This window comes from Agrobacterium larrymoorei (assembly GCF_037722385.1).
In the GTDB taxonomy this organism is placed as follows: Bacteria; Pseudomonadota; Alphaproteobacteria; order Rhizobiales; family Rhizobiaceae; genus Agrobacterium; species Agrobacterium larrymoorei_C.
This window is the reverse complement of record NZ_JBBKAQ010000003.1, coordinates 194161-219964: the sequence shown is the minus strand read 5'-3', so window position 1 is coordinate 219964 and position 25804 is coordinate 194161. Positions and strand designations below refer to the sequence as shown.

General features: G+C 56.8%; 23 protein-coding genes, 1 tRNA gene and 1 riboswitch. Of the genes, 12 read left to right on the top strand and 12 right to left on the bottom strand.

Annotated features, from left to right (window positions below):
* The first annotated feature begins 293 nt into the window (after positions 1-293).
* Positions 294-369, top strand: a tRNA-Val gene (locus WKI41_RS06325).
* A 608-nt stretch (positions 370-977) separates the two neighbouring features.
* Here WKI41_RS06325 and WKI41_RS06320 read toward each other — a convergent pair.
* From WKI41_RS06320 to clpP, 5 genes are all read right to left on the bottom strand, one after another.
* Positions 978-1880, bottom strand: coding sequence for a DMT family transporter (locus tag WKI41_RS06320; RefSeq protein ID WP_340192653.1), 903 nt, complete (start codon positions 1878-1880; stop codon positions 978-980).
* Between the two features lie 127 nt (positions 1881-2007).
* A riboswitch (FMN riboswitch) is annotated at positions 2008-2158 on the bottom strand.
* Positions 2159-2398: 240 nt separating this feature from the next.
* Positions 2399-2674, bottom strand: coding sequence for a DNA-binding protein HupB (gene hupB / locus WKI41_RS06315; RefSeq protein WP_062425544.1), 276 nt, complete (start codon positions 2672-2674; stop codon positions 2399-2401).
* A gap of 201 nt (positions 2675-2875) precedes the next feature.
* Positions 2876-5293: an endopeptidase La gene (lon, locus tag WKI41_RS06310; RefSeq protein WP_340192652.1), complete on the bottom strand. Its 2418-nt coding sequence runs from the start codon at positions 5291-5293 to the stop codon at positions 2876-2878.
* 411 nt (positions 5294-5704) lie between these two features.
* Positions 5705-6982 (bottom strand): ATP-dependent Clp protease ATP-binding subunit ClpX, encoded by a 1278-nt coding sequence (gene clpX, locus WKI41_RS06305; protein ID WP_296038183.1) that lies wholly within the window; start codon positions 6980-6982, stop codon positions 5705-5707.
* A 359-nt stretch (positions 6983-7341) separates the two neighbouring features.
* Positions 7342-7974: an ATP-dependent Clp endopeptidase proteolytic subunit ClpP gene (clpP, locus tag WKI41_RS06300; protein WP_340192651.1), complete on the bottom strand. Its 633-nt coding sequence runs from the start codon at positions 7972-7974 to the stop codon at positions 7342-7344.
* A gap of 418 nt (positions 7975-8392) precedes the next feature.
* Here clpP and WKI41_RS06295 point away from each other — a divergent pair, with 418 nt between their 5' ends.
* Both WKI41_RS06295 and WKI41_RS06290 read left to right on the top strand, forming a co-directional pair.
* Positions 8393-9640, top strand: a complete 1248-nt coding sequence (locus WKI41_RS06295) for a diguanylate cyclase (RefSeq protein WP_340192650.1) — start codon at positions 8393-8395, stop codon at positions 9638-9640.
* A gap of 59 nt (positions 9641-9699) precedes the next feature.
* Positions 9700-10947, top strand: a complete 1248-nt coding sequence (locus WKI41_RS06290; RefSeq protein WP_340192649.1) for a cytochrome P450 — start codon at positions 9700-9702, stop codon at positions 10945-10947.
* Here the strand turns inward: WKI41_RS06290 and WKI41_RS06285 are convergent.
* Positions 10937-11923: a helix-turn-helix transcriptional regulator gene (locus WKI41_RS06285; protein ID WP_340192648.1), complete on the bottom strand. Its 987-nt coding sequence runs from the start codon at positions 11921-11923 to the stop codon at positions 10937-10939. The two genes, WKI41_RS06290 and WKI41_RS06285, sit on opposite strands and share 11 nt — an antisense overlap.
* A 118-nt stretch (positions 11924-12041) precedes the next feature.
* On the opposite strand from WKI41_RS06285, the gene WKI41_RS06280 reads away from it, so the two are divergent.
* The gene (locus WKI41_RS06280) at positions 12042-12701 is read left to right on the top strand and encodes a glutathione S-transferase family protein (RefSeq protein WP_340192647.1); all 660 of its coding nucleotides are present in this window, start codon (positions 12042-12044) and stop codon (positions 12699-12701) included.
* A 36-nt stretch (positions 12702-12737) separates the two neighbouring features.
* On the opposite strand, the gene WKI41_RS06275 is transcribed toward WKI41_RS06280, so the two are convergent.
* The 3 genes from WKI41_RS06275 to WKI41_RS06265 all read right to left on the bottom strand — a co-directional run bounded on the left by WKI41_RS06275 (position 12738) and on the right by WKI41_RS06265 (position 14945).
* Positions 12738-13094 carry a cupin domain-containing protein gene (locus tag WKI41_RS06275; protein ID WP_340192646.1) on the bottom strand — a complete coding sequence of 119 codons (357 nt, stop codon included), beginning with the start codon at positions 13092-13094 and terminating at the stop codon, positions 12738-12740.
* Positions 13095-13142: 48 nt separating this feature from the next.
* Positions 13143-14426, bottom strand: a complete 1284-nt coding sequence (locus tag WKI41_RS06270; protein ID WP_340192645.1) for an O-acetylhomoserine aminocarboxypropyltransferase — start codon at positions 14424-14426, stop codon at positions 13143-13145.
* Between the two features lie 84 nt (positions 14427-14510).
* A complete protein-coding gene (locus WKI41_RS06265; protein ID WP_340192644.1) occupies positions 14511-14945 on the bottom strand; it encodes a CoA-binding protein in 435 nt (144 codons plus the stop codon).
* Between the two features lie 561 nt (positions 14946-15506).
* On the opposite strand from WKI41_RS06265, the gene WKI41_RS06260 reads away from it, so the two are divergent.
* The 3 genes from WKI41_RS06260 (at position 15507) to rpsI (ending at position 17527) form a co-directional block, all read left to right on the top strand.
* Positions 15507-16343, top strand: a complete 837-nt coding sequence (locus WKI41_RS06260; RefSeq protein WP_340192643.1) for an EamA family transporter — start codon at positions 15507-15509, stop codon at positions 16341-16343.
* A gap of 249 nt (positions 16344-16592) precedes the next feature.
* Positions 16593-17057 carry a 50S ribosomal protein L13 gene (gene rplM, locus WKI41_RS06255; RefSeq protein WP_062425555.1) on the top strand — a complete coding sequence of 155 codons (465 nt, stop codon included), beginning with the start codon at positions 16593-16595 and terminating at the stop codon, positions 17055-17057.
* Between the two features lie 2 nt (positions 17058-17059).
* Entirely contained in the window at positions 17060-17527 is a 468-nt protein-coding gene (gene rpsI / locus WKI41_RS06250; protein WP_051795849.1) for a 30S ribosomal protein S9, read from the top strand.
* A 172-nt stretch (positions 17528-17699) separates the two neighbouring features.
* On the opposite strand, the gene WKI41_RS06245 is transcribed toward rpsI, so the two are convergent.
* Positions 17700-19655, bottom strand: coding sequence for an acyltransferase family protein (locus tag WKI41_RS06245; RefSeq protein WP_340192642.1), 1956 nt, complete (start codon positions 19653-19655; stop codon positions 17700-17702).
* Positions 19656-19929: 274 nt separating this feature from the next.
* Here WKI41_RS06245 and speB point away from each other — a divergent pair, with 274 nt between their 5' ends.
* The 3 genes from speB (at position 19930) to WKI41_RS06230 (ending at position 22753) form a co-directional block, all read left to right on the top strand.
* Positions 19930-20883 carry an agmatinase gene (gene speB, locus WKI41_RS06240; protein WP_340192641.1) on the top strand — a complete coding sequence of 318 codons (954 nt, stop codon included), beginning with the start codon at positions 19930-19932 and terminating at the stop codon, positions 20881-20883.
* Between the two features lie 71 nt (positions 20884-20954).
* Positions 20955-21881, top strand: coding sequence for an N-acetyl-gamma-glutamyl-phosphate reductase (argC, locus tag WKI41_RS06235; protein ID WP_340192640.1), 927 nt, complete (start codon positions 20955-20957; stop codon positions 21879-21881).
* Positions 21878-22753 (top strand): aminoglycoside phosphotransferase family protein, encoded by an 876-nt coding sequence (locus tag WKI41_RS06230; RefSeq protein ID WP_340192639.1) that lies wholly within the window; start codon positions 21878-21880, stop codon positions 22751-22753. Before argC ends, WKI41_RS06230 begins: the two co-directional genes overlap by 4 nt.
* On the opposite strand, the gene WKI41_RS06225 is transcribed toward WKI41_RS06230, so the two are convergent.
* On the bottom strand, positions 22743-23861 hold the full coding sequence (locus tag WKI41_RS06225) for a COX15/CtaA family protein (protein WP_340192638.1): 1119 nt from the start codon (positions 23859-23861) through the stop codon (positions 22743-22745). The genes WKI41_RS06230 and WKI41_RS06225 overlap by 11 nt on opposite strands.
* A 174-nt stretch (positions 23862-24035) precedes the next feature.
* Between WKI41_RS06225 and WKI41_RS06220 the strand changes: the two genes are divergently transcribed.
* Positions 24036-24248, top strand: a complete 213-nt coding sequence (locus WKI41_RS06220) for a DUF2842 domain-containing protein (RefSeq protein WP_340192637.1) — start codon at positions 24036-24038, stop codon at positions 24246-24248.
* A gap of 6 nt (positions 24249-24254) precedes the next feature.
* On the opposite strand, the gene WKI41_RS06215 is transcribed toward WKI41_RS06220, so the two are convergent.
* A complete protein-coding gene (locus tag WKI41_RS06215; RefSeq protein ID WP_340192636.1) occupies positions 24255-24896 on the bottom strand; it encodes a hypothetical protein in 642 nt (213 codons plus the stop codon).
* 218 nt (positions 24897-25114) lie between these two features.
* Between WKI41_RS06215 and WKI41_RS06210 the strand changes: the two genes are divergently transcribed.
* Positions 25115-25687 carry a polysaccharide biosynthesis/export family protein gene (locus tag WKI41_RS06210; RefSeq protein WP_340192635.1) on the top strand — a complete coding sequence of 191 codons (573 nt, stop codon included), beginning with the start codon at positions 25115-25117 and terminating at the stop codon, positions 25685-25687.
* Positions 25688-25804 lie beyond the last annotated feature (117 nt).

Genomic DNA, 25804 nt, shown 5'->3' with positions numbered 1-25804 from the left:
CGCGGAGGAGAAAGCGATGTCCGAATACAGGAACTGTTGCTGCCGACGTTTCGCTCGGATACAGCGTCATACTTCTGGCGCCGGAGAGATGGAAGACGAGCGGTTTAGCTACGTAGGAGGATAACCATCTGATATGGAAGTTCTATTTCTGGTGATCGTTGACTGTTGCGCCATGTTTCCACTGACAAAAAATCGGAAAAAGCAAAAAAACTTCACAAAGGCTCTTGCGGTTTCCATCCGATCCGAATAGATCACGGCCACCGACGCGGCAGACACGATCTGTACGACGCGAAGGGCGATTAGCTCAGTTGGTAGAGCGCCTCGTTTACACCGAGGATGTCGGGAGTTCGAGTCTCTCATCGCCCACCATTTTTTTCCCACACAAAAACATTGGATACTCCATGCGTTCGCGCATTGATGCCTTGCTGACGCTCGTGCGTTTTGCGGGCGATACTGAGCGCCACTTGTTGCTCATCCGAGCAACGTCAGGTGATCCAAGCGGCCACAGTTCGACGATGCTTTTGTCGCACCCTCACCTGTCCCAGAATCGGACAATTCACTCGGCAAGCGATTCAAGAATTATAAAGATGTTTCGGATCATAAGTATCGCGTCGTCCTCATGATGAAGACGCGACTAATGGGATGAACCATGTCAGTACACACGCTCGCCACTTTGGCGCTTATTGCCTTGCCGATTTATTTCTTCTTCCGATGGGTTCAGTACGATTCGGAGAATCAGGACAAGCAGCGATAGAAGCCTCGGCCACTTAATCCAGGTATCCAACACAGCTTTATCGGACGGTGATTTTGCATTGTCCGGTCTGCGAAGCTTTTCGCCCTTATCGCCGCTAGCGTACCGTAGTTGCCCCTACCCTGTCCTAGCATTGCTGGGGACGCGGCAGAGGGCCCGCGCAGCCATTACGAGGGTATTGATGTCTAGGCCGGACGCGATGCGCCCGGCTCTATCTCCCGTGTCGTCATGATACGGTCTTCGTTTCCCTCCCCGCCTCACGTAGCATCAGGAAGAGTGAGGCGCAGAGGATGAGGAGCGCCCCCAGCCAAAGGTAGCCGCTGGGAGCGTAGCCAAAAACCAGCCAACCTGCGAAGACATTCAGCGGTAGCTTCAGGTCGTCGAAGGGTTGGACATAGGCAGCATCTGCCGCATTATAGGCGAGCGTCAGAAGATATTGCCCCAGGGCCGTCAGCAGACCAGCGCCCAGCAGAAGCCATAGCGCAAGCCCTTCTGGGACGGCAAACCCGGAGGCGGCGGCAAGGCCTGCATTGATCGGCGTCAGCAAGACGAGCAGCCAGACGGTGACAGTCTCGGGAGGTTCGTGATGCGTGAGGTTCTTCATGATCAGCGACGATCCACCCCACAATAAGGCGGATAGAATCGGTAACAGTGCGGCCATGGTGAAGCTGTCCGACCATGGCTGCAGGATGATCATGGCGCCGACGAAGCCCGTTAGTGTCGCAAGCCATCTGTCACGACCGACGGTTTCGCCGAGAAACAGACGCGCGCCGATGATGATGAAGAAGGGCGAGGTCATGACGAGCGCGATGGCCTGCCAGATCGGCACCGTAACGAGCCCCGTCACCCAGGCCTGAACACCGAAAGCGGCAAGCAAAACGCGGAAGATGTGACGGAAGGGATAGGCCGTTTTCATTGCACGCAGGCCGAGCCGAATAAGCAATGGCAGCGAGAGGATGAGCGCGAAGCCATATTGCCAGAAGGCTGTCGACGCCGGCGGAAAGCCGAGCGTCATGGCAAGCTCCTGGGTCACGACGTTGAGTGCGGCAAAGGCGATACCCGCCAGAACCATGAAACCGGCGCCGAGAACGGCCCGGGAGCGTAAGAGCGAAATGGAGCTCTGATTCATGCATGTTTCCTTTTCAAAGGACCAACATAAACCAGGACAGATGAGGACGACGCAAACCGCATCGGCGAAGATGCGATGAAACACGCACTGCCTCTCCCCTGCTTTCGCAGATGAGAGCGCAGCCTGACCTCATTCTCTTTCATCCGGACTATAACCGTCGGCTCCGGAGTTACACCGGATCTGCTGACCCTGCCCCTCCTTCGAAGAACAGGCGCTCGCGGGCTTGAGGTTTCCCTTTTACCGCCGGTGGGGAGTTGCGCCCCGCCCTGAGAACGAATGCCGGAAGAACCGACACGACAGAAATATGGCACGTCTCGAAACAACGCAAGATGGCCAAAAAGAAAGCCCGGCGCCAAGGCCGGGCTTACAGGATATCGAATTGTCTTAAACCCCATCCAAGACAAGGTTACTGCATCGGCCTGAAAATCGGTGTCGATTTTCGAAAAAGCTCGATGCGCCGGTTCAAAGCTAAAGCGTCCGTTATGCGTAGAATAGCACGCACGGCGATTTAGGACCGATCAGCTGTTAACTGCGTCCTTCAGACCCTTGCCTGCAGAGAACTTAGGAACGTTGCGAGCCGGAATATCGACTTCCTCGCGGGTCGCCGGGTTGCGGCCCTTGGTTGCCTTGCGGTGGCTGACGCTGAAGCTACCGAAGCCAGCGAGGCGAATGTCGCCGCCAGCCTTCAGTTCGTTCTGTACAGTTTCAAATACGGCGTCAACGGCAGAAGCGGCATCAGCCTTGGACAGGCCAGCCTTCTCGGCAACTGCGGAAACGAGCTCGTTCTTGTTCATGTTTCCATCCCTTTCAGTGGTATGAAACGACTCAAAATCAGGTCCGCGCAGAATAGAGTTCTATTCGCGCACCGCCATCCAAAAGCGACGGAATCGCCTGAAAAACAAGAGGTCTCGTGATCTTTTCACAAAAAAGGCCGGCATTTCTGCCGGCCTTCCAGAAGTTCTGTGCTAATTTAGCACCAGAGATCGCTCGAAATCTTAATGCGCGATGGTCTGGCTGCCGTCATCGACGCCCTCAACGGTCGCGATGACCGGCGTTTCGATGCTTCCATCCCATTCGATCGGCTCCGGTTTGCGGGTTAGAGCATGCTCCAGAACCTCACCCATCCGCGATACCGGAATGATCTCCATGCCGTTCTTCACGTTGTCCGGAATGTCGGCCAGATCCTTGGCGTTCTCTTCCGGGATCAGCACCTTCTTGATGCCACCGCGGAGTGCAGCAAGCAGCTTTTCCTTCAATCCACCGATCGGCAGGACACGACCACGCAGGGTGATCTCGCCTGTCATCGCCACATCCTTCGAGACGGGGATCCCCGTCATGATGGAGACAATGGCCGTTGCCATGGCGACGCCTGCGGAGGGACCGTCCTTTGGTGTTGCGCCTTCCGGCACGTGTACGTGGATGTCGCTCTTATCGAAACGTGGAGGCTCAATGCCGAAATCGACCGCGCGCGAACGGACATAGGATGCCGCCGCAGAGATGGATTCCTTCATCACTTCCTTCAAGTTACCGGTCACGGTCATGCGACCCTTACCCGGCATCATCACGCCTTCGATGGTGAGCAGCTCGCCGCCGACCTCGGTCCAGGCAAGACCCGTTACCACGCCGACCTGATCCTCACGCTCGGCCTCGCCGTGGCGGAAGCGCGGCACACCCAGATAATCGTGGATGTTGTCTGCCGTGACTTCGACCGAATTGGTCTTGCCCTTGATGATCTCGGTGACGGCCTTGCGAGCGAGTTTCATCAGTTCACGCTCGAAGTTACGAACACCGGCTTCGCGGGTGTACTGCTGAATCACGGCCATCAGGGCGCCATCCGTCACGGAAAACTCTTCCGGACGCAGAGCATGTTCCTTGATTGCCTTGGGCAGCAGGTGCCGCTTGGCGATCTCGCGCTTTTCGTCTTCTGTGTATCCGGCAATACGGATCACTTCCATACGGTCCATTAGCGGACCCGGAATGTTGAGCGTATTGGCCGTCGTCACGAACATAACGTCGGACAGGTCGTATTCCACTTCCAGGTAGTGATCCATGAAGGTGGAGTTCTGTTCCGGATCCAGCACCTCCAGCAGAGCCGAGGACGGATCGCCGCGGAAGTCCATGCCCATCTTGTCGATTTCGTCGAGCAGGAAGAGCGGGTTCGCCTTCTTGGCCTTCTTCATCGACTGGACGATCTTGCCAGGCATGGAGCCGATATAGGTGCGGCGGTGACCGCGGATCTCGGCTTCGTCACGAACGCCCCCGAGCGCCATGCGAACATATTCGCGGCCCGTCGCCTTGGCGATCGACTTCGCAAGCGAGGTCTTACCCACACCTGGAGGTCCGACGAGGCACAGGATCGGGCCGCGGATCTTGGTTGCACGGGCCTGCACGGCCAGATACTCGACGATGCGTTCCTTGACCTTGTCGAGGCCAAAGTGATCGAGATCCAGAACCTGTTCGGCTGCGTTCAGATCAACCTTGACCTTGGACTTCTTGCCCCATGGCAGACCGAGCAGCCAATCCAGATAATTGCGCACGACTGTGGCTTCCGCCGACATCGGGCTCATCTGGCGCAGCTTCTTCATCTCCGCTTCGGCCTTTTCCTTGGCTTCCTTGGAGAGCTTGGTCTTGGCGATGCGCTCTTCCAGTTCGGCCATCTCGTCGCGGCCGTCCTCGCCGTCGCCAAGCTCCTTCTGGATCGCCTTCATCTGCTCATTCAGATAATATTCGCGCTGCGTCTTTTCCATCTGGCGCTTAACGCGCGAACGGATGCGCTTCTCAACCTGAAGAACCGAAATCTCGCCTTCCATGAAGCCGAGAGCCTTTTCCAGGCGCTGCTTCACGCTCACCGTTTCCAGCATTTCCTGCTTTTCGGTGATCTTGATGGAAAGATGCGATGCCACGGTGTCGGCGAGTTTGGAATAATCGTCGATTTGTCCAGCAGCGCCAACCACTTCCGGCGAAATCTTCTTGTTTAGCTTTACATAGCTTTCGAACTCGGACACGACTGAGCGAGACAGAGCCTCAATCTCTACAGCGTCTTCCGATGGCTCGTGCAGGATCGTTGCTGTCGCTTCATAGAAGTCTTCCCGGCCGGTGTATTCTTCAATCTGCGCACGACCCTTACCCTCGACGAGAACCTTGACGGTGCCGTCGGGCAGCTTCAGCAACTGAAGAACGTTGGCAACCGTGCCGACCTTGTGAATGGCAGACGGATCTGGATCATCGTCGCTCGCGTTGATCTGGGTGACAAGCATGATCTGCCTGTCGGAGCCCATGACCTCCTCCAGCGCGCGAATGGACTTCTCGCGTCCGACGAACAGTGGAACGATCATATGCGGGAAAACGACAATGTCGCGCAGGGGAAGTACGGGATAAGTACCGCCAGATGCAGCAGACGTAATGTTCGTCATATCATTTCCTTTCCATGGTCCCGTGAGGGACGCTTGCCGGACGTCTTGGAGAGTTTCCGGCGTATTCTTATTCGTGACAGAAAGTGGAGTTTCGCACTGTCATTTTCAAGTCACGAAAACCAGCAACCCGCCGTCTATCATGGGGTCGCATATTTTTAAAAAACCGATGGGCCTAATACGCCTTTTACTGTCCAACCCTTCCGCGCCCCGCGAGGGTGGATTTGATGAGCGACCTTTGTCGACACGCCGCATCATCACACAAATCACTCGTAAGAGTTTATCAGCAAAGCACAATCCGCTCCAACTTAAAATCGGAAGCCAGCCGCGTTATTCGCCACTTGTAGGTCTAAAACGGAAAAAAGGCCCGCCAGTGGCGAGCCTTTTCAACTCATTCACGATCAGCGTTAGCGATCAGGCCGATACATTGGCCTTTTCGTCCTGACGATCGGCGTAGATGTAGAGCGGACGAGCGAGACCGCTGACAACTTCGTCGGAAATGACCACCTCGCGTACGCCTTCCAGCGTCGGCAGGTCGAACATCGTGTCGAGCAGGATCTTTTCCATGATCGAGCGCAGACCGCGGGCACCCGTCTTGCGGGTGATCGCCTTGCGCGCGATTTCACGCAACGCATCCTCGTGGAATGTCAGTTCCACATCTTCCATCTCGAACAGACGCTGGTACTGCTTGACCAGAGCATTCTTCGGCTCGGACAGAATCTGGATCAGCGCATCCTCATCGAGATCCTCAAGCGTTGCCAGAACCGGCAGACGACCGATGAATTCGGGGATAAGGCCGAACTTGACCAAATCTTCCGGCTCGAGTTCACGCAGCACTTCGCCAACGCGGCGATCGTCTTCCGCCTTGACCGTCGCGCCGAAGCCGATGGACGTCTTCTCGCCACGAGCCGAGATAATCTTGTCGAGACCAGCAAATGCGCCGCCGCAGATGAAGAGGATGTTCGTCGTGTCCACTTGCAGGAACTCCTGCTGCGGATGCTTGCGGCCGCCCTGCGGAGGAACGGACGCGACCGTGCCTTCCATGATCTTCAGAAGCGCCTGCTGCACGCCCTCGCCCGATACGTCGCGCGTGATGGACGGATTGTCCGACTTGCGGGAAATCTTGTCCACTTCGTCTATGTAGACGATACCGCGCTGCGCCCGCTCGACATTGTAGTCGGCAGCCTGCAGCAGCTTCAGAATAATGTTTTCGACGTCTTCACCGACATAACCGGCTTCGGTGAGTGTCGTTGCATCGGCCATGGTGAACGGAACGTCGATGATGCGCGCCAACGTCTGGGCAAGATAGGTTTTGCCGCAACCGGTCGGGCCAACCAGCATGATGTTCGATTTCGCCAGTTCGACATCACCATTCTTGGAGGCGTGCGCCAGGCGCTTGTAATGGTTATGAACGGCAACAGACAGGATTTTCTTCGCCTGCTTCTGGCCGATGACGTATTCGTCGAGGATCTTGATGATGTCCTGCGGGGTGGGAACACCCTCACGTGACTTCACCATCGAGCTCTTGTTCTCCTCGCGGATGATGTCCATGCACAATTCGACGCATTCATCGCAGATGAACACCGTCGGCCCGGCAATCAGTTTCCGGACTTCGTGCTGGCTCTTGCCGCAGAATGAACAATAGAGTGTATTTTTCGAGTCGCCGCCGTTGCTGCCGCTGACTTTGCTCATATCTCTTTCCTTCCAGCACGCCGCAGGTCCGCCAAGCGGAGCGCGGTCAACTTACCGCCTGCAAATACGATCGCCACTTCCGGCCTTCGCATCCGCTTCGTTCCCGGGGTACTAGCCGTATCAGATACATGAACTGACGCACGGCGGCAACGAATTCCCCTTAAAACCCCGGAACACGCGTGCTCCGGTATCTCTTCCTATGCTCTCCTCAAAAGCTTTACGCCATTCAGGAGAGCTTGGTTCAGACTACGTCATAAAATTTCAACATAGCCTTAATATGTACTATTAGCGCTTTATTTGCCGGTTTAAAGCCTAGAATTAAATCTGAGCCGACAAACCGGCATCAAAGCGCAAACACCTTAATTTGCAGAAACGCCTTCGATTTCCTGGCGGGAGGTGAGGATCTTGTCGATCACGCCCCAATCCTTCGCCTCTTCGGCATCCATAAAGTGGTCGCGGTCGAGCGTCTTTTCAACGTCTTCCAACGTACGACCTGTGTGCTTTACGTAGACTTCATTGAGGCGACGCTTCATCTTGATGATATCACGTGCGTGGCGCTCGATGTCGGATGCCTGACCCTGGAAACCGCCGGACGGCTGGTGAACCATGATGCGAGCATTCGGGGTTGCAAAGCGCATGCCCTTTTCGCCGGCAGCCAGCAGCAACGAGCCCATCGAGGCTGCTTGTCCAACGCAGAGCGTAGAGACCGCAGGACGGATGAACTGCATCGTATCATAGATCGCCATGCCGGCGGTCACGACGCCGCCTGGCGAATTGATGTAGAGCGCGATTTCCTTCTTCGGATTTTCGGCTTCAAGGAACAGAAGCTGGGCACAAACGAGCGACGCCATGTGATCTTCGACAGGACCTGTCAGGAAGATGATGCGCTCTTTGAGAAGACGGGAGTAGATGTCATAGGAGCGCTCACCACGGTTGGTTTGCTCCACGACCATCGGCACCAGAGCCATGGCGGTATCAACTGGATTTGTCATGTCCGTCCTTTATCCAATTCTTGCCCGGAAGCTCCGAGCGCCCGGAATCATTATTCGTCAACTCACTACATAGAGTGTCCTTGGTCGGCACTTCAAGACTGAGGCGGCGGATATCCTTAATAGCGAGGACAATTCTTGCTCTGCTTTAAAGATGAAATCGCCTGCGGACCAGTCTCTCGCGCGCTATGCCACACCCTCATCAACGACCAACACCTCGACTGGTCAACAAGCGGTTAAGCTGAAGCGATGCTGTGCCGAATTCTTTACGTTACGTAAGGAAGATAGGGCGAGCGAGAGTTTTTCGTTGAAAGTCACCTTTCGGAGGACTACACGTCGAAGTGGCGTTATCGACCTCCTTCCTCGTTCACACTCGACGATCAGGCGAAGCGACCCATCGAAATTCAATTAGGATAGCGCAGTGTTCCAGGCCCAAACAGGCATGCTTCTCTGGTCGTTGGAAACGTCGACCCTTGCCGCACTGCTGGCCATGCTTTGGTTTCATGCGCCGTCGAAAAAACATCACCTCTTCTTCGCTTGCGGTTTTGCGGTTATCGGCGTCGGCTTTGCGCTGGTGTCGCAGCGGGGCTATCTCGCCGATTTCTGGACGATCATCGTAGGCAACACGCTTGCGCTTTCGGCCTCCGGCTTCTGGCTTGCCGGTCTGCTTCGCCTCGAGCAGCGAAAAATCGAAGGCTGGATCTTCATCCCGCCGCTCTTGTGGCTGGCCTTCATGTTTCTGCCGCCAGTGCGCGACAGCATGCTGGCACGCGTGCTTGTCTATCATGCCTGCGCCGCCATCGGTTACTTCACAATTGCCGGCGTTGTGCTGACTTCTAAAGAGCCTCGTTCGACGACGCGTAAGCTCTTTGCCGCCGCACTCGTTGTCCATGCGCTCATCGGTCCTTTAACCGCGGCCCTTATCATTCCCTACAACATGCTTGCAGGCCAGACACTGCCGCTGACCGCACCGGTTGCTTACTCAGCGGCCTTCAGCTTCGTGGTGCTGATGATGATTGCTGTGAAGATGTTCATGGAGGACAACGAGAGACGGCTGCATCGCCTGTCGGTTACAGATCATCTCACGGGCGTTCTGAACAGACGCGGGCTGATGGAGAGATTTCCGCAGATCAAGACGGCGCCGGAACATCGCTCTTCACAACTTCTACTTGCGCTGTTCGACATAGATCATTTCAAGAAGATCAATGACCGGCACGGTCACCAGTGTGGTGACGAGGTGTTGGTGCAGTTCTGCGAACTCGTTAACCGTATTGTCGGCGGCAAGGGCACCTTCGTGCGCATGGGCGGAGAAGAGTTCGCTTATCTGCTGACCCACGACGACCTGAACGCAGCTCTCAGGATCGTCGATGGCGTGCGCGTCTATTTCTCCCGTCTGCCCACAGAAGGGACGGAAGAAAGCTTCACGTCCACGGTCAGCATAGGCATCTACTCCGCACCCGTGGCGGAAGCGGAACTGGATCTGATGCTGAAAATGGCCGACCGGGCGCTCTATGCGGCCAAGTCCGCAGGACGCAATCGCACGGTCTTGAACGACGGCGTCGCCAATGTCGTGTTGCCGGCAGATGACCGTGGCGAAGACCCGCACGACAACAACGCCGACAGGCAGGTGGCGGCACTCAACCGCATCGCGGCTATCGGCAGCGCTTGAACCTCTTTCACGCCTGAAATCTCTTTTCCGTCGCCGACGTTTTCGCTAGATGTTCGGGCATGAACACCATGCTCGACTTTCTCCACATCGATCCTCAGACGCGGTCCGTTTCGCTCGACGCCCGTAACCCGGCGTTTTACGGCGATCCCAACGCCACATACGCTCAGCTTCACGCCCACTGTCCAACCTTCTACTGGAAGGAACAGAAGCAATGGTTCTTTACCGGCTATGATCATGTCAACGCGCTGTTGCGCGACCGTCGCTTCGGGCGCCAGATCCTGCATATCGCCACGCGTGAAGAACTCGGCCTTCCCGAGCCGCTCGAGCACACTCAGAATTTCGATGCGGCTGAGCGCCATTCCCTGCTGGAAATCGAGCCGCCGGCACACACCCGCCTTCGCACACTTGTCAACCGCGCCTTCGTTTCCCGCCACGTGGAGAAGATGAAGCCGGAGATCGAGGCACTCGCGCACGAGCTTATCGACCGCTTCGAAAAGGACGGCGAGACGGAGCTGCTCTCGTCGTTTGCCGACATCATCCCTGTGACGATGATTGCCCGGATGATCGGCATTCCCGAGGAGATGGGACCTCAACTGCTGAAATGGTCGCACGCCTATGTCGGCATGTACATGTTCAAGCGTAGTCGCGAAGACGAGCTTGCCGCCGACCGCGCGGCCAAGGAATTCGCGGATTATGTGCGAAGCGTGATTGCTAAGCGGCGGGCCGAACCAAAGGATGATCTGCTCAGCCATATGATCCACACGGAACATAAGGGACAGTTCCTCACCGATGACGAACTGATCTCCACCACCATTGTGCTTCTCAACGCCGGCCATGAGGCGACCGTCCACCAGATCGGAAACTCCGTCCGTGTCATCTTGGAAAGCGGCCTTAATCCTCCGTCGCTCTTCAGCGACGAGAAGACAACCGAACGGACCGTTGAAGAAACGCTGCGTATCGGCGCGCCCGTCCATATCTTCCAGCGTTGGGCATTGGAGCCTGTGGAGATCGACGGCGTGACATTCGAGCGAGGCGATAAAGTCAGCCTCATCCTCGCCGCCGCCAATCTCGATCCGCAAAAATTCAGCGATCCCCTCGCCTTCAAGCCGGATCGCGCCGAGGCGCCGAACCTCTCCTTTGGTGCGGGCATCCATTTCTGCATCGGCGCCCCGCTGGCGCGGCTGGAACTGAATATCGTCCTTCCACTTCTCTTCCAGCGCTTGCCGCATCTCAAGCTGGCGAGCCAGCCGAAGGTCAAGGACGTCTATCACTTCCACGGCCTGGAAAGGCTCGACCTCACATGGTGAGGTCGTCTGCTCCCCGCGCGTAACGGTTCATCAGTGTTTCTATCGCCTGTCGCATAGCGTCGCGCAATTCCGGCGGGTCAATCACTTCGACCTCTGGCCCGAGCTTCAGCATTTCATGCACGGCCATGCGCGTTTGCGCCACCGGCAGCCGCACCGTTTGCCAGCCAGCTTCGTCGGCTTCTTCGACGAAGCTCAGATTGGCACGGACGTAAGGTGGCGCCGTATGCTCGATCTCCTTCAAGCCATAAGGTGAAATCCGGATCATTGCCCAATTCGGGTAGAGATCGAGCTCTAGTCTCCTCGTGTTTTCAGTCCAGTAGTCGGCCAGATTAAACGCTTTCGGCCAATCGAAGCTTTCGTCAGTCACGATAAGGTCGAGGACGCGTGAAATGCGGTAGGTGCGAACCGTGTCGTCAACGCGCGCGACCAGATACCAGGCGCCCCCTTTCATGACGATGCCCAGCGGCTCTGCGACCCGCGTCTTTTCGGCTGTCCACGAGCGGTATCTGATCCGGATACGTTTCGAATTCCAGACAGCGCCGGCGATGGCTTGCAGATTAAGCGGTTGCTCCCCCTCGGCGAGCCATGTCGGTGCGTCGAGGTGAAATTTCGTTTGCAGCCGCCGCGCGCTTTCGCGCAAATCCTCGGGCAAGGCGGCTGTCAGTTTCTTCTGCGCCCCCGCCATTAGCGCTCCCAAGCCGAGATCGGCAGCAGCGCCGGGAATACCCGAGAGGAACATGGCTTCCGCCTCGGCAGGGGTCAGCCCGTTCAGGCGCACGCGGTAACCGTCCAGCAGCCGATACCCGCCTTCCGACCCACGTTCGCTGTAGACGGGAACACCCGACAGCGAGAGCGCGTCAATGTCGCGATAGATCGTCCGAACCGAGACATCATTTTCCTCAGCCAAGAGTTCGGCTGTTACGAGGCCCTTCGCCTGGAGGGTGGTGAGAATGTTGATCAGCCGGCTCGCGCGCATCGAAGAAGTTCCTGTTTCTCGATCTATTGCTAACCCAACCTGACATGATCTGACAGGTATGGAAGCGCAATCTCTCCATATCGCAATTCGCGAGATCGATCAGAACGGGAGACAACAAATGACCACAAGCCATGAGCTTACACTTTTCTACTCACCACAAACGCGTGCAACTGGAGCCCGCATTTTGCTGGAGGAGCTGAATGTGCCCTATGAACTACACGTTTTGAACATGAAGGCCGGCGAACAGCGGCAACCGGAGTATTTGAGCATCAACCCGCTCGGTAAAGTACCCGCGGTGCGTGTCGGTAATACGTTGATCACGGAACAGGGCGCGATCTATCTGTATCTTGCCGATCTATTCCCAGAGCGGAATCTGGCCCCAGGCCTCACCGATCCGGGTCGCGGCGCCTATGTCCGTTGGCTGTTCATCTATGGCAGTTGCTTTGAACCGGCCATCGTCGACCGCTACATGAAGCGGGAGCCAGCATCTTTGAACGACACACCCTATGCAAGCTATGAAGCCCTGTTCGACATGCTGGAAGCGCAGCTTGAGAAGGGGCCCTATCTGCTCGGCGATCGATTCACGGCCGCCGATCTTCTGTGGGGCATTGCTCTCATCTGGACGACGATGTTCGGCCTCGTGCAAGTCCGTCCCGCCTTTCAGCGTTACATGGATCGCATCAGCGCTCGGCAAAGCGTTCAGACAGTCACCGCACAGGACGCGGCCATGGTCTCTGAACATCAAGCGGCAGCAGCCGCCCTTAGCAAGTCTGTCTAATGATGACAGGAGACGATGCGTCTGAGGTAGCCTGTCCTACATTCGAACCACATAATCCTTTCGTGTCGTCTCCACCACTTCCCATGTGCCTTTAAAACCGGGGCGGATGATTTGGCGGTCGCCCGCCTTCAAGTGAACGGGCTCGCCACCATCTTCCGTCAGAATGGAATGGCCCTCTAGGATGTTGAAGTACTCCCATTCGTCATACTCAACGCGCCATTTGCCGGGAGTGGATTGCCAGATACCAGCATAGATACCGCCTTCGGCCTCCTCCAGGTTCCAACTGGTGAATTTTGGGCCGCCGGCAATCAGCCGGGCGGGCGCGGGAGCGCCCTCCTCCGGCTGAATGGTGGAAAGATCGCCGTCCGGCTTGAAATTGAGTGTGAAAGCCATCGGCGATCTTATCCTTCCAGATTGTTGCTTCTCAGCTATTTTGGCTCGTCAGATCTTTGCAAGCGACTGCTCAAGATCGGCGATGATATCCTTCACATCCTCTATGCCGATGGAGAGGCGCACAACGTCTGGACCGGCACCTGCAGCAACCTGCTGCTCAGGCGTGAGCTGAGCATGGGTCGTGGATGCCGGGTGGATGACGAGAGAACGCGTGTCGCCAATATTGGCGAGATGCGAGAAGAGCTGCAATCCTTCCACCAGCGACTTGCCAGCCTGGTACCCGTCTTTTACGGCGAAGGTGAAGACCGATCCCGCGCCCTTTGGCGAGTAGCGTTGCTGCAGGGCGTGGTTGTCGCTGTCGTCTAACCCCGCATAATGCACCCAGCCGATCTTCGGATGCGCCTTCAGCCATTTGGCCACGGCCAGCGCATTGTCTGAATGGCGCTGGACGCGCAGCGGCAGCGTTTCAATGCCGGTAAGGATCAGGAAGGCGTTGAAAGGGGAAATCGAAGGGCCGAGGTCTCGAAGCCCGAGGACCCGTGTGGCAATGGCAAAGGCGAAATTGCCGAAGGTCTGGTGCAGCACAACGCCTGAATATTCCGGGCGCGGTTGCGAGAGGGCCGGAAACTTGTCCGACGCGGACCAGTCGAACGTTCCGCCATCGACGATGATGCCGCCCATGGAGTTGCCATGGCCGCCGAGAAACTTCGTCAGCGAGTGAACGACGATGTCAGCACCGTGTTCGATCGGCCGAATGAGATAGGGACTAGCCATCGTGTTATCGACGATCAAAGGCAGGCCATGTCTGTGTGCTACTTCTGCGATCGCAGCGATATCGACAAATGTGCCACCTGGATTGGCAAGGCTCTCGACGAAAATCGCTTTCGTCCGCTCATCGATCTGGCTCTCGAAGTTGGCCGGATCGGCGGCATCCGCCCAACGCACCTGCCAGCCGAAGTTCTGGAAGGAGTGTCCGAACTGGTTGATCGAGCCGCCATATAGCTGGCGAGCGGCGACGAAGTTGTCTCCGGATTGCAGCAGCGTGTGGAAGACCAGCAATTGCGCCGCATGCCCGGAGGCTACAGCAAGCGCGGCGGTTCCGCCCTCAAGGGCTGCGACACGCTCTTCAAGAACCGCCTGGGTGGGGTTCATGATGCGGGTGTAGATATTGCCGAATTCCTTCAGCCCGAAGAGCGCTGCCGCGTGATCGGAATCACGAAATGCGTAAGCGGTTGTCTGATATATCGGCGTGGTGCGCGCGCCGGTCGTCGGATCCGGCTGCGCACCGGCGTGAATGGCAAGGGTGGAAAAGCCCGGCGTATGGTCTGACATGGTGTCCCTCCGACTGTCTTTTTTAAACAAGCACGGCGGGATCATATCGCTTCGACGCCGAATGATAAGTGCGACTTATCCTAACTATCGCCCGATATTGAGACGAGGATGCTCAATGGCCGGGCAACGATCCATGATCACTTCCACGCCGTAATGCTCTCCCTTTGCCGCCGCATCGTGATCTTTAACGCCGAGCTGCGCCCAGACGACCTTTGGACGGGGCGACATGTGGATTACTTCTTCCATCACACCGGAAAGAAACTCCGAAGCTCGAAACACATCGACCATATCGACTGGCTCAGGGATATCTGCAAGCTTGGCGTAAACCTTTTGTCCGAGGATTTCCTTGCCTTCCTGGCCGGGGTTGACGGGGAAAACCGTGTAACCCTTGGACAGAAGAAACGACATGACGCCATGGCTGGGGCGCGCGGCATTTGGCGAAGCTCCGACCAATGCGATCGTCTTCGTATCGTTCAGAATGCGACGAATGTCCTCATCTTCATAGTTGTCGTGATCCATGATGTCATCCTCCTCTTATCGGCTAACCGTCTCCGGCTTCACGTTACAATAGATGAAAACATCAATTCCTCGTCGCAGAAAAGGATGCGTGATTTTGTACCGCGCACTGCTCTTTTAAGCGATGGCAGAGGAATTGCCCTATCGTACTATCTTTGTTCGAATTTCGTTCATGCTCACTTTAGAAACTACTTATAGTTACATTAGCGATCTACGTTTCTGGTATAACAAATCCCAATCTGAAACGTTTAAGCTCCGATTAATCGCGATCTTTTAAGGGATCGACATCTTCTCGTCCTTGAAATCTCACCAGCGAAAACATCTTGGAATTGCAATTATTGAGAGTCTCACACAGCGGCTGTGGGGTGATCGAAACGAAATCATTTCGACTTTTTGCACGCCCTCCGTGAGCATTTCCACGATTTGAGTTCTTCGTAATCAGTTTTGCCTTTTCGCAGGAAGGCGCGGCATCCCGTTCCTCTACCGTGATCGCAAAACCACTGCACACTTGTGCGCGGCATGGTCTAGACTTCCGTTTTCACCCAGACGCTTCGTGAGTCGCCCGTGTCCCTTGATGTCTTGCTGCTTGTTCTTCTAGGCGCTCTCCTGCACGCATCATGGAATGCGCTCGTCAAATCCGGATCGGACAAGGCACTGGACGCATCGCTGATCGCGGCGGGTGCAGCGATCTGTTGTATTCCGTTCCTGCCATTTCTACCGCTTCCCGGGATTGTCGCTTTACCCTTTCTCGTCGCTTCAGCATTCCTGCAGTTTGCTTATTTCCGGCTGGTCGCCGCAGCCTATACCGTCGGCGATATCGGCCTCGTCTATCCTGTCATGCGTGGTGTCGCACCCTTGATCGTTGCGGCAAACAGCAGCCTCTTTCTCGATGAACGGTTGAGTACAGCCGCATTCGCTGGCATCGCGGTCATCTCCGCAGGCATTCTTACACTTGCGTTCGAAGCACGCCGTGGCGGTCGCCAAGCCATCTTGCTGGCGCTTGCCAATGCCGTCGTGATCGCGGGTTATACCTTTGTGGATGGCGTCGGTGCGCGCACGTCGGGGAATGCCATTTCCTATACGCTGTGGATGTCCCTGCTCCCGCCTGTCCTGCTCTTCTCCTATGCCTTCTACCAACGTGGTTATCTGCCGGTCGTGCAGCATGTGAGGCGCAACTGGTGGCGCGGTCTTGCCGGTGGCGGCGGCTCGATTTTGTCCTACGGACTTGCGCTCTGGGCAATGACGCAGGCGCCGGTAGCGGTGGTGGCCGCCTTGCGCGAAACGTCCATTCTCTTCGCCATCCTGATCTCGGTTTTCCTTCTCAAGGAAAAAGCCAGCATCTGGCGCTACGTCGCCGGCGGCATCATCGCGACAGGCGTTCTCATCATGAGGCTTGGCTAAAAACGCCAGGATTTTTGTGGTATTATAAAACCACATAAATAACCTATTGATTTCTATTATCTATTTTTGGAGGCTGGACTTTCGCACCTGTTGACGGTTGACGACGCACCGCCTATAAGCGCGCCAGACTGAATTCTCATGGAATACATGTCTTCCGGCACGCGCAAATGCGGCCAAATCAAGCAACAAGAAACGCCCGCGTCTCACCTGGCAACAGCAGGATGACGGGTCCAAAAGAAAGTGAAAAGAATGTCTACTTTCGTTCAGAAGCCCGCTGAGGTGGAGAAGAAGTGGGTCATCATCGACGCCGAAGGCCTCGTTGTTGGTCGTCTCGCCACCCTCGTTGCTACCCGCCTGCGCGGCAAGCACAAGGCAACCTACACCCCCCACGTCGATGACGGCGACAATGTCATCATCATCAATGCGGAAAAGGTTGTCTTCACCGGCAAGAAGTATTCCGACAAGAAGTACTACTGGCACACCGGTTACCCGGGTGGCATCAAGGAGCGTACGGCTCGCCAGATCATCGAAGGTCGCTTCCCGGAGCGCGTCGTTGAAAAGGCTGTCGAGCGCATGATCCCGCGTGGTCCGCTTGGTCGTCGCCAGATGAAGAACCTTCGCGTTTACGCTGGTTCGAACCACCCGCACGAAGCACAGCAGCCTGTCGCTCTCGACGTTGCATCGCTGAACAAGAAGAACGTAAGGAGCGCCTGATAATGGCCGATCTTTCCTCCCTGAAAGACCTCGCCCCGGCATCGGAAGCTTCGGCTCCCGTACACGTCCGCAAGGTTGACACTCTCGGTCGCTCCTACGCGACCGGCAAGCGCAAGAACGCCGTCGCCCGCGTGTGGGTCAAGGCTGGTTCCGGCAAAATCATCATCAATGGCCGTGACTTCACTGCCTACTTCGCACGTCCGGTTCTGCAGATGATCCTGCAGCAGCCGATCGTTGCAGCAGCACGCACGGGTCAGTTCGACATCATTGCGACCGTTGCTGGTGGTGGTCTCTCCGGTCAGGCCGGTGCCGTTCGTCACGGTCTGTCCAAGGCTCTCACCTACTTCGAACCGGGCCTGCGCTCCGTTCTGAAGAAGGGTGGCTTCCTGACCCGCGACAGCCGCGTTGTTGAGCGTAAGAAGTACGGTAAGGCCAAGGCCCGCCGCAGCTTCCAGTTCTCCAAGCGCTAATCACTTCTGGAATACAAAATCGGAAAGGCGGGGCTTCGGCTCCGCCTTTTTCTATTGGTGCTTCCGCAAGGGAATCTTGAGACTGCACATTGAAGTGCACTTTCACGCGGCAAAGACCGCCGAACGCTGCCATGCAGCGATCGCGAATCCGCCTCCACTGTGTTCGACGTTCTTAGTTGAGCGGCAGGGGTATCGACCCCGTTATTCCGTCAGCGCCAAAGAGCTCATCCGCAACTGCGGCGGCAATCCGTTCTGCCCCTGCCCGGGTGTAGTGACCGCGGTCGGCGATATAGGCCACGCCGTCCAGGCCAAAGTCGCACCCCCCTTTTGAAATCGGGTCGCAGAAGAGTTGCTCCGGCAGCACCTTGGTGACGTCTTGAGGCAGACCTGAATTCAATAGCTGATAGGCGCGGCCCGTGTTGGCCTCGAAATCCGCCTTCGAAAGTTCGAAGCTCGGCGCGGGATCGCCTCGCAGCATGCGTGCCGCCATGACATCTACCAACGGTTTATCGAAGCGCGGTCCAGGATAGACGATCACCACCTGTTTTCCGGTGGCCTGCAGCCTTTGGACCGTTTCACGAAGATTGTCGGCGATGGCCTGAAGCGGCATCGCGGAGTTTGCGTACACTTTGCTGTCGATCTGCATATAGGGTGCGGCCAGAAAGCTGACCCAGGAGGCTGACAGAATGACGGTCTCGACATTGCTGGCGGCCAGGTAGTCCAGTGCGCGCTTGTTGAATTCGTCGCAATTGGCAGCGCCCTCTTCCCGTGCTGGATAGATTCCGAGGATCGGTGCGCAGAAGCCGTGGGTCAGTTGCACCATGCCGATGTTGCGGCGTTTGAATTCCTCCTGCAAGGAGGGAGAAATCGACGCCCCGATGGAATCTCCCCAAACGGCGATCGTACGGCCGCTGCCAATATTGAACATGCATTCCATGCTGGGCAGCGCCGGAAGACCGTCCTCTTTTTGGAAGAGACAGTTGCTGCTCCACGTCGTGCGGGCGACGAATTCCCTGACATTGGTTGGAAGCCGGGACGGCAGACCCTCTTTCACATCGCCCCAAGCGCCAAAACCAACAAGCCCGACGGCAAGTGCGGATGCCGCCCACGCGAGATTGGGGAAACGAACGCGTTGCCCACGAAACGGCTGTTCGACGAAACACCAACTGAAGGCTGAGAGCAGCAGGACGAGACCAATCAATCCGCACATGACAAGGGTCGATGGCGGTTCTGGACTGCGGATGCGCCAAAAAGCGAAGACCGGCTGGTGCCAGAGATATGCACTGAAGCTGATCCGGCCAAGCCATACCAGTGGAGGGAATGCCAGGATACGTCCGACCACGCTCGTGTGCGAGGCAAACAAGAGAACAAGAGCTGTTCCTCCCGTGGGGAGCAGGGCCACAAGCGACGGAATGTTGAGCGAGGAGTTGAACAAAAAGATCGATAAGAGGACGAGTAAAAGCCCTGCCGCTGCAAGAGTGTCGCTTATACGCCTTTCCTTGCCAAAGACGTGAAATGCGCAGATCGACCCGAGGAGAATTTCCCAGACGCGGGTTGGCAACAGGTAGTAGTTGGTGACGGGAAAAAAGCGCACGCCAGCTTCGCTCAGCAACAAGCTACTCGCAGCAAGGGCAAGGACGATCGAGAAGATCGTCCTAATCTTGAGGCGAAACAGAAAGAGCAGCGGGAAAAGCAAGTAGAACTGCTCTTCGAGACCGAGGCTCCACGTATGGATCAACGGGACTTCCGCCGTCTCTGGCGAAAAGTAGTCGGTATTTCTCAGGAAGTAGATGTTGGAAAGCGAAAGCGTTGCCGCAATTAGGCTCTTGGAAAACTGCTCATAGGCGTCCGGCAGCAGCCACATCCAAGCAAAGGGAATGGTGCAGATCAGGACAAAGAAAAGCGCAGGAAGAATGCGTCGCACGCGGCGCGCATAAAAGCGACCAATCGAGAAGCGGCCTTGCGCATATTCGCGCAGAATGACCTTCGTGATCAGATAGCCACTGATGACGAAGAAGATATCGACACCGATATAGCCGCCGTCAAAGGCTGCGAAACCGGCATGGGCAAAAATGACGGCCACTAGTCCCAGTGCACGCAGGCCGTCAATTTCGGGTCGATAGTTCATAAAAACCACATGTAACGTTGCGTATAGCTAGCCTTCGAGAACGGCTTCTACCGAGCCAGCGCAGTTTCGACCTATCCATGGTGCGCCAGGATGATCGGTGAGAACGCATGGCTGTACTGGAAATGCCGGAACCGAAAGACCCGAACACGACGGCGAAGCAGCTGGATATACTCTCAGATTAGTTCTTTACGAGGTGTTTACCACGGGGCAACCTTATCCCGAACAGCTTAATGCGATATTGAATATTCTGAACTTTTTCACCGAAGGATGAGCAATGGCTAAAAAGACGATCGATCACGCCTTCACCGCTTCGTCTCTCACCTCGGCGGCCAGCGATCCGACCCATGCGGGCGTGCTGTCTTTCATGCGCCGCCGCTACAGCAAGAACCTCGAAGATGCTTCGACCGTCGTCTGGGGCATTCCATTCGACGCGGCTACATCCAATCGTCCGGGCGCTCGTTTCGGGCCTCAGGCGATCCGCCGCGCATCTGCTATTTTCGACAACGATCCGCAATACCCGTTCGGGCGCGATCTCTTCGAGACCATGCCGACGATCGATTATGGCGACTGCCTGCTGGACTATGGAAATCACTGGCAGACGCCGGAGACAATCGAACAGGAGGCGCGCAAGATCATCGCCAACAGCGACTATTTGCTGACGCTCGGCGGCGACCATTTCATCACATGGCCGCTCCTGAAAGCGCATGTGGCCAAGCACGGTCGGCTGGCGCTGGTTCAGTTCGATGCGCATCAGGACACATGGTTCGACGATGGAAAACGTATCGATCATGGCTCCTTTGTCGTCCGCACGGTACGGGACGGGCTGATCGATCCGGATCGCTCGATCCAGATCGGTATTCGCACCCACGCACCCGAAGATTGCGGCATCAAAATCCTGCATGGATACGAGGTCGAAGAGATGCGCGCGAGCGACATCGCCTCGCTGATCGTCAAGCACACTGGCGGGCTGCCAGCCTATCTGACCTTCGATATCGACTGCCTCGACCCTGCCTTTGCGCCAGGCACCGGCACACCCGTGGCGGGTGGGCCATCGAGCGCTAAAATCCTGTCGGTACTGCGCGGTCTTGAGCAGCTCGATATCCGTGGTTCCGATGTGGTGGAGGTGGCACCAGCCTACGACCATGCCGACATCACCGCCATTGCCGGGGCAACGGTTGCGATGTATATGCTTGGGCTACGTGCAGAGCGGCTTGCAAGATCGACTTGATACGCGTCTCTCGGGCTAACAAATCGAGTCTGAAAACACCCACAACACATTGAATATGTAAGGTTAAGGACATGGCAGCGAAAATCTTCATCGATGGCGAACACGGCACCACAGGCTTGCAGATCCGCACGCGCCTAGCCGACCGTCGCGATATCGAGCTGCTGTCGATTCCCGAGGCGGAGCGCCGTAACGCGTCCATGCGCGAGGATATGCTAAACAGCGCCGATATCTCGATCCTCTGCCTGCCGGATGATGCCTCCAAGGAAGCTGTTTCCATGGTCTCCGGCAACAACAAGGTCAGGATTATTGATACCTCCACCGCTTTCCGCATCCATCCGGACTGGGCCTATGGCTTTGCCGAAATGGACAAGCATCAGGCCGAAAAGGTTCGCTCCGCACGTTTCGTTGCAAATCCCGGCTGCTACCCCACCGGCGCCATCGGTCTGATCCGCCCCTTGCGCGCCGCGGGCATTCTGCCTGACGACTATCCAGTCAGCGTCAACGCCGTTTCGGGTTATACCGGCGGCGGCAAACAGATGATAGCGCAGATGGAAGATCAGAGTCGCGAGGATGCTATCAGTGCCAACAACTTCCTTTATGGTCTGACGCTCAAGCACAAGCACGTGCCGGAGATGAAGAACCACGGCCTCCTGGATCGTGCACCGCTCTTTTCGCCGTCGGTCGGTCGCTTCCCGCAGGGCATGATCGTTCAGGTTCCGCTGTTTGCGGCCGACCTCAAGGACGGCACGACGGTGGAAACGGTTCACGCCGCCCTCGCGCAGCATTATGCCGGACAGGACATCGTCAAGGTTGTGGCTCTGGAAGAGAGCAAGTCGATCGCGCGTATCGATGCCGAAGAGCTCGCCAATCAGGATATTATGAAGCTCTACGTGTTTGGTAATGCCGAGCACATCAACCTCGTGGCGGTTCTTGACAATCTCGGCAAGGGTGCATCCGGTGCGGCTGTTCAGAACATGGAGCTGATGCTGTCTGCATGAGCGCCAATATTGTCACCTGCGACATTCCAGACGAGATCAAAAGGCGGTGGAGCATTTCCTCCGCCTTTTTTCTTGCCGATACGCCGAGCAGCATCGTTCATCGCGTGACGCTCTCAGATGGATCATCGGCTGTCTTGAAGCGATTGAAGCCGCGTGGTTTGGGCGAGCTTCCCGGCATGATTTTTCTGGAGTGGCGGCGGGGCCGAGGTGCTGTGCGGCTCCTGCAGAAGAAGGGCACGGAATGCCTCCTGGAGGATGCGGGTGATCTGACACTGCGAGCTTACCGTCTCCAGCAGGGCGAAGAGGCAGCAAATAGGATAATCTGCGACGTCCTGAAGACGCTCCACGCGCCAGCCGGAGAGCCGCACGGTGCGCTTACGCCGCTCGATCAACATTTCCGATCTCTCTTTGTCCGAGTTGAGACGGAAGGGAGTCAGCGCCTGCGGGAGCCTTTGCGGTATTGCGCCCAGCTGACACGCGAGCTTCTGGCTAACCAGGATACGATGACACCGCTGCACGGAGACCTGCACCACGACAACATTGTCACAGGTGGGGCACGCGGTTGGTTGGCAATCGATCCACAAGGCCTTGTCGGCGATCGGGCTTATGACGTGGCAAACATTTTCGGCAATCCGCTGAATGCGCTGCCGGAGATCGTCGATCCGCAACGGATCAAACGGCTCTGTGACTTCTTCTCAGAAACGCTGGACTGCCCGAAAGAGAAAATCCTTCGCTATGCCATCGCGCACGCGGGAGTATCGATCTGCTGGTCACTCGAGGATGGCGGCTGCCTCGATGAAAGCGAAAACGCCCTGGAGCGTCTCGCCTTCCTTACCGTCGCGCGCGGCCTGCTGAGCGACCTTAATTCCTGACTTCGACGGTCACTGGTGCAGGATATTCTCCGATGAAGCCGCGCCAGTGAGCGATGGCAAAACCAAGGACGATGAGTGCCATGCCCTGATGGGCAAGCGCTACATGAATATCCACGTGGGTCAGAAGCGTCGTGATGCCAAGCCCTGCCTGCATACAGATCAGCACGAAAAACAGCACGGACCGTCGTGCGTGCGGCGTGTTCGGCAGGGCGCGGGAAAGGCTCACCATGTGCCAGAGCGTGGCGGCGAAGAGCGTATAGGCGCCAAGGCGATGGACAAATTGCACGGTCTTCGGATTCTCAAAGAGATTGATCCACCAGGGTTGCTGGATAAACAGATCACCCGGAACGAGAGAGCCATCCATCAGCGGCCATGTGTTGTAGGAGAGCCCGGCATTGAGGCCGGCGACCAGCGCGCCCAGATAAATCTGGACAAGACAGAGCACCGCCAGCAACGCTGCAAAGCCCCTGCCCTCATGCTCCCGTGACGCTTCTGGAGAATGGTAGGACAGACCGCGCAAGATCCACGTGCAGCCAGCAAAGATCAGGCAGGCGATCGTCAGGTGCGTGGCAAGCCGATACTGAGACACGTCGGTGCGGTTGACCAGGCCAGACGACACCATCCACCAACCAACGAAACCCTGGAAACCGCCAAGCGCCAGAAGACCGACAAGTGGCAGGCGCAAACGCTTTTCGATCCGTCCTGTCAACCAGAAATAAGCAAGCGGCAGGGCAAAAATCAGCCCAATGGTTCGCGCTAGAAGGCGATGCGCCCACTCCCACCAGAAGATGGTTTTGAACTCGTCTAGCGACATGCCGCGGTTGATTTCCTGGTATTGCGGTATGCGCTTGTAGAGCTGGAATTCCTCTTCCCATTCGGCGACCGTCAAGGGCGGGATAGCACCGTGGATCGGCTTCCATTCCGTGATCGACAGACCCGATTCGGTCAGACGGGTGGCACCACCCACAAGCACCAGACAGAACAGCGTGAACAGCACGACGCGTAACCAGATGCGCAAAAGCTTGCGATTGCTTTCCTGCCGCTGCAAAGCGGTTTTTACCCGTTTTTCGACAGAGGCATCCGCCCTCGCCACCGTATCGGATCGCATTCTTGACACTCCACAATTTCTCACATTGGTTTGCCCCAACCGGCTGGGCAAAACAAGGGGTTAGCCTTTGCGGCATCGGGTCGCGGCGGGCAAGCTTGTGAAAAGCGATTCCGTTTTTGACGAGCGCTGTTATACAGGGATCCTACGAGTCAGCGACGGACAAAACTCAAAGCCATGCATCCCCGCCTCAGATCCTTCATCGGCACCATCGTCATCATTCTGCTGGTCGTGACTTATGCGGTTGTTGCAACGGCCTTCGCCTCTGCAACGCTTGCGAACTCGCCATGGTGGATTCACCTCGGCTACTTCGTGCTGTCCGGTTTGCTGTGGATCTTGCCGGCCATGCTGATCATCAAGTGGATGGCCGGTCCGAAACGGCAGAAATAAACTTAGCTATGCGGGCTGTGCCGAAGTTCTCGATGCCAATACCATCGGGATAATCTGGCTATGGCCGCTCGTGCGGAACGCCGTTTCTGCCTCGCGCAGTACCTCCGCATCACCGTCGGGAACGGACAGAACGATATCCGCATCGACATATTTGAGGATGCGGGAAATCTCGATGGGATTGGCTGCGCCAAATTCGAGCAGCACGGTGTCGTAACTTCCCGACAAGGCGCCGAGCACCATCACCAGCCGGTCCAGCACGCCACTCACGCGATGTCCTGAGCCCACTCCTTGTGGAACGATATGTGCGGTGGACAACCGGTCGCGATGGATGGTCTCACCGAAGGCCGCGTCACCCGTCAAGAGATCCATCATACCCGGCAGCGATTCGTCCGACACCATCAACCGCGATGGCGCGCCCGTTGCGGTCATATCCACCAGCACCACAGATCGCGCCAGTTCGGCAATCGCGCGCGCCAGCATGACAGTGGCTGTCGATCCATCCGTGCCACTGGGTGACGCCACGACCGCCACAGGCTTGGCGCCCGGCATAACGAGAAGGTCTGCGACATAGGCAATCGGAAGCCCGGCCAGCCCAGATGCGGGATCGAGATCATCCTGTGGTTCGGTCGCATTGTCGTTGGCGTTCATGGCGTATTCATTCCCTCATCGCCGGCAGCTCCAATCACGCTGCCACCGTTCATCCCTTCTAAATGCATCGCGGTAACGCAAGCGTTAAACCGAGCTCCAGAACCGAGGCGCTGCGATGCGTGTGAGCGAAATTATTCCAAGAAAAGTTTTCTTTACCGGGAATTAACCATGACGAACGGATAACTGAGGTCAAGAAATGTCCCGGAGCCTGATTGCGAATGAGTTTCGCCGTCCCACGTTTGATATCGGCTTTTGCCCTTGCTGCGACGATGACGCTTGGTGGTTGCGCTGCCTATCAGCCAGCGCCTTCGGCCATCAATGCAGCCGCCTTGCAGCCCTATCGTCTGGATAGCGGCGACAGGCTCCGCGTCACTGTTTTCGACCAAACGGGCCTCACCAACACTTATACGGTCGATCAGGCAGGATACATCGCCTTCCCACTCGTCGGGCAGATTCCGGCACGTGGCAGAACGGCCAAGCAGGTTGAAGCGGCGCTCGCAGCCCAACTTCGCAAAGGCTATCTGCGCAATCCCGACGTCAGCATCGAGGTCGATCGTTATCGCCCGGTCTTTGTCATGGGCGAAGTCGGCAGACCGGGACAATATTCCTATGTGCCTGGCATGACGATCCAAAACGCAATCGCCATTGCAGGCGGCTTCACCTCGCGCGCAAATCAGCGCGACGTCGATGTGACCCGCAAGCTCAATGCCGACGTTAACACCGGACGCGTGCTCATCTCAGCCCCTGTGCTGGCTGGCGACACCATCTATGTGCGGGAGCGTTTCTTTTGAGAAAACTGCATCTTAGCACCCCCCGGCCTCATCAAAGCTAAAGTCGGGATTTCAAATTCAGCGGCAGAAGCAGCAGGCGCCCATCCGGCAGCCTTAAGCCTCTGTCCATAGTTGCGG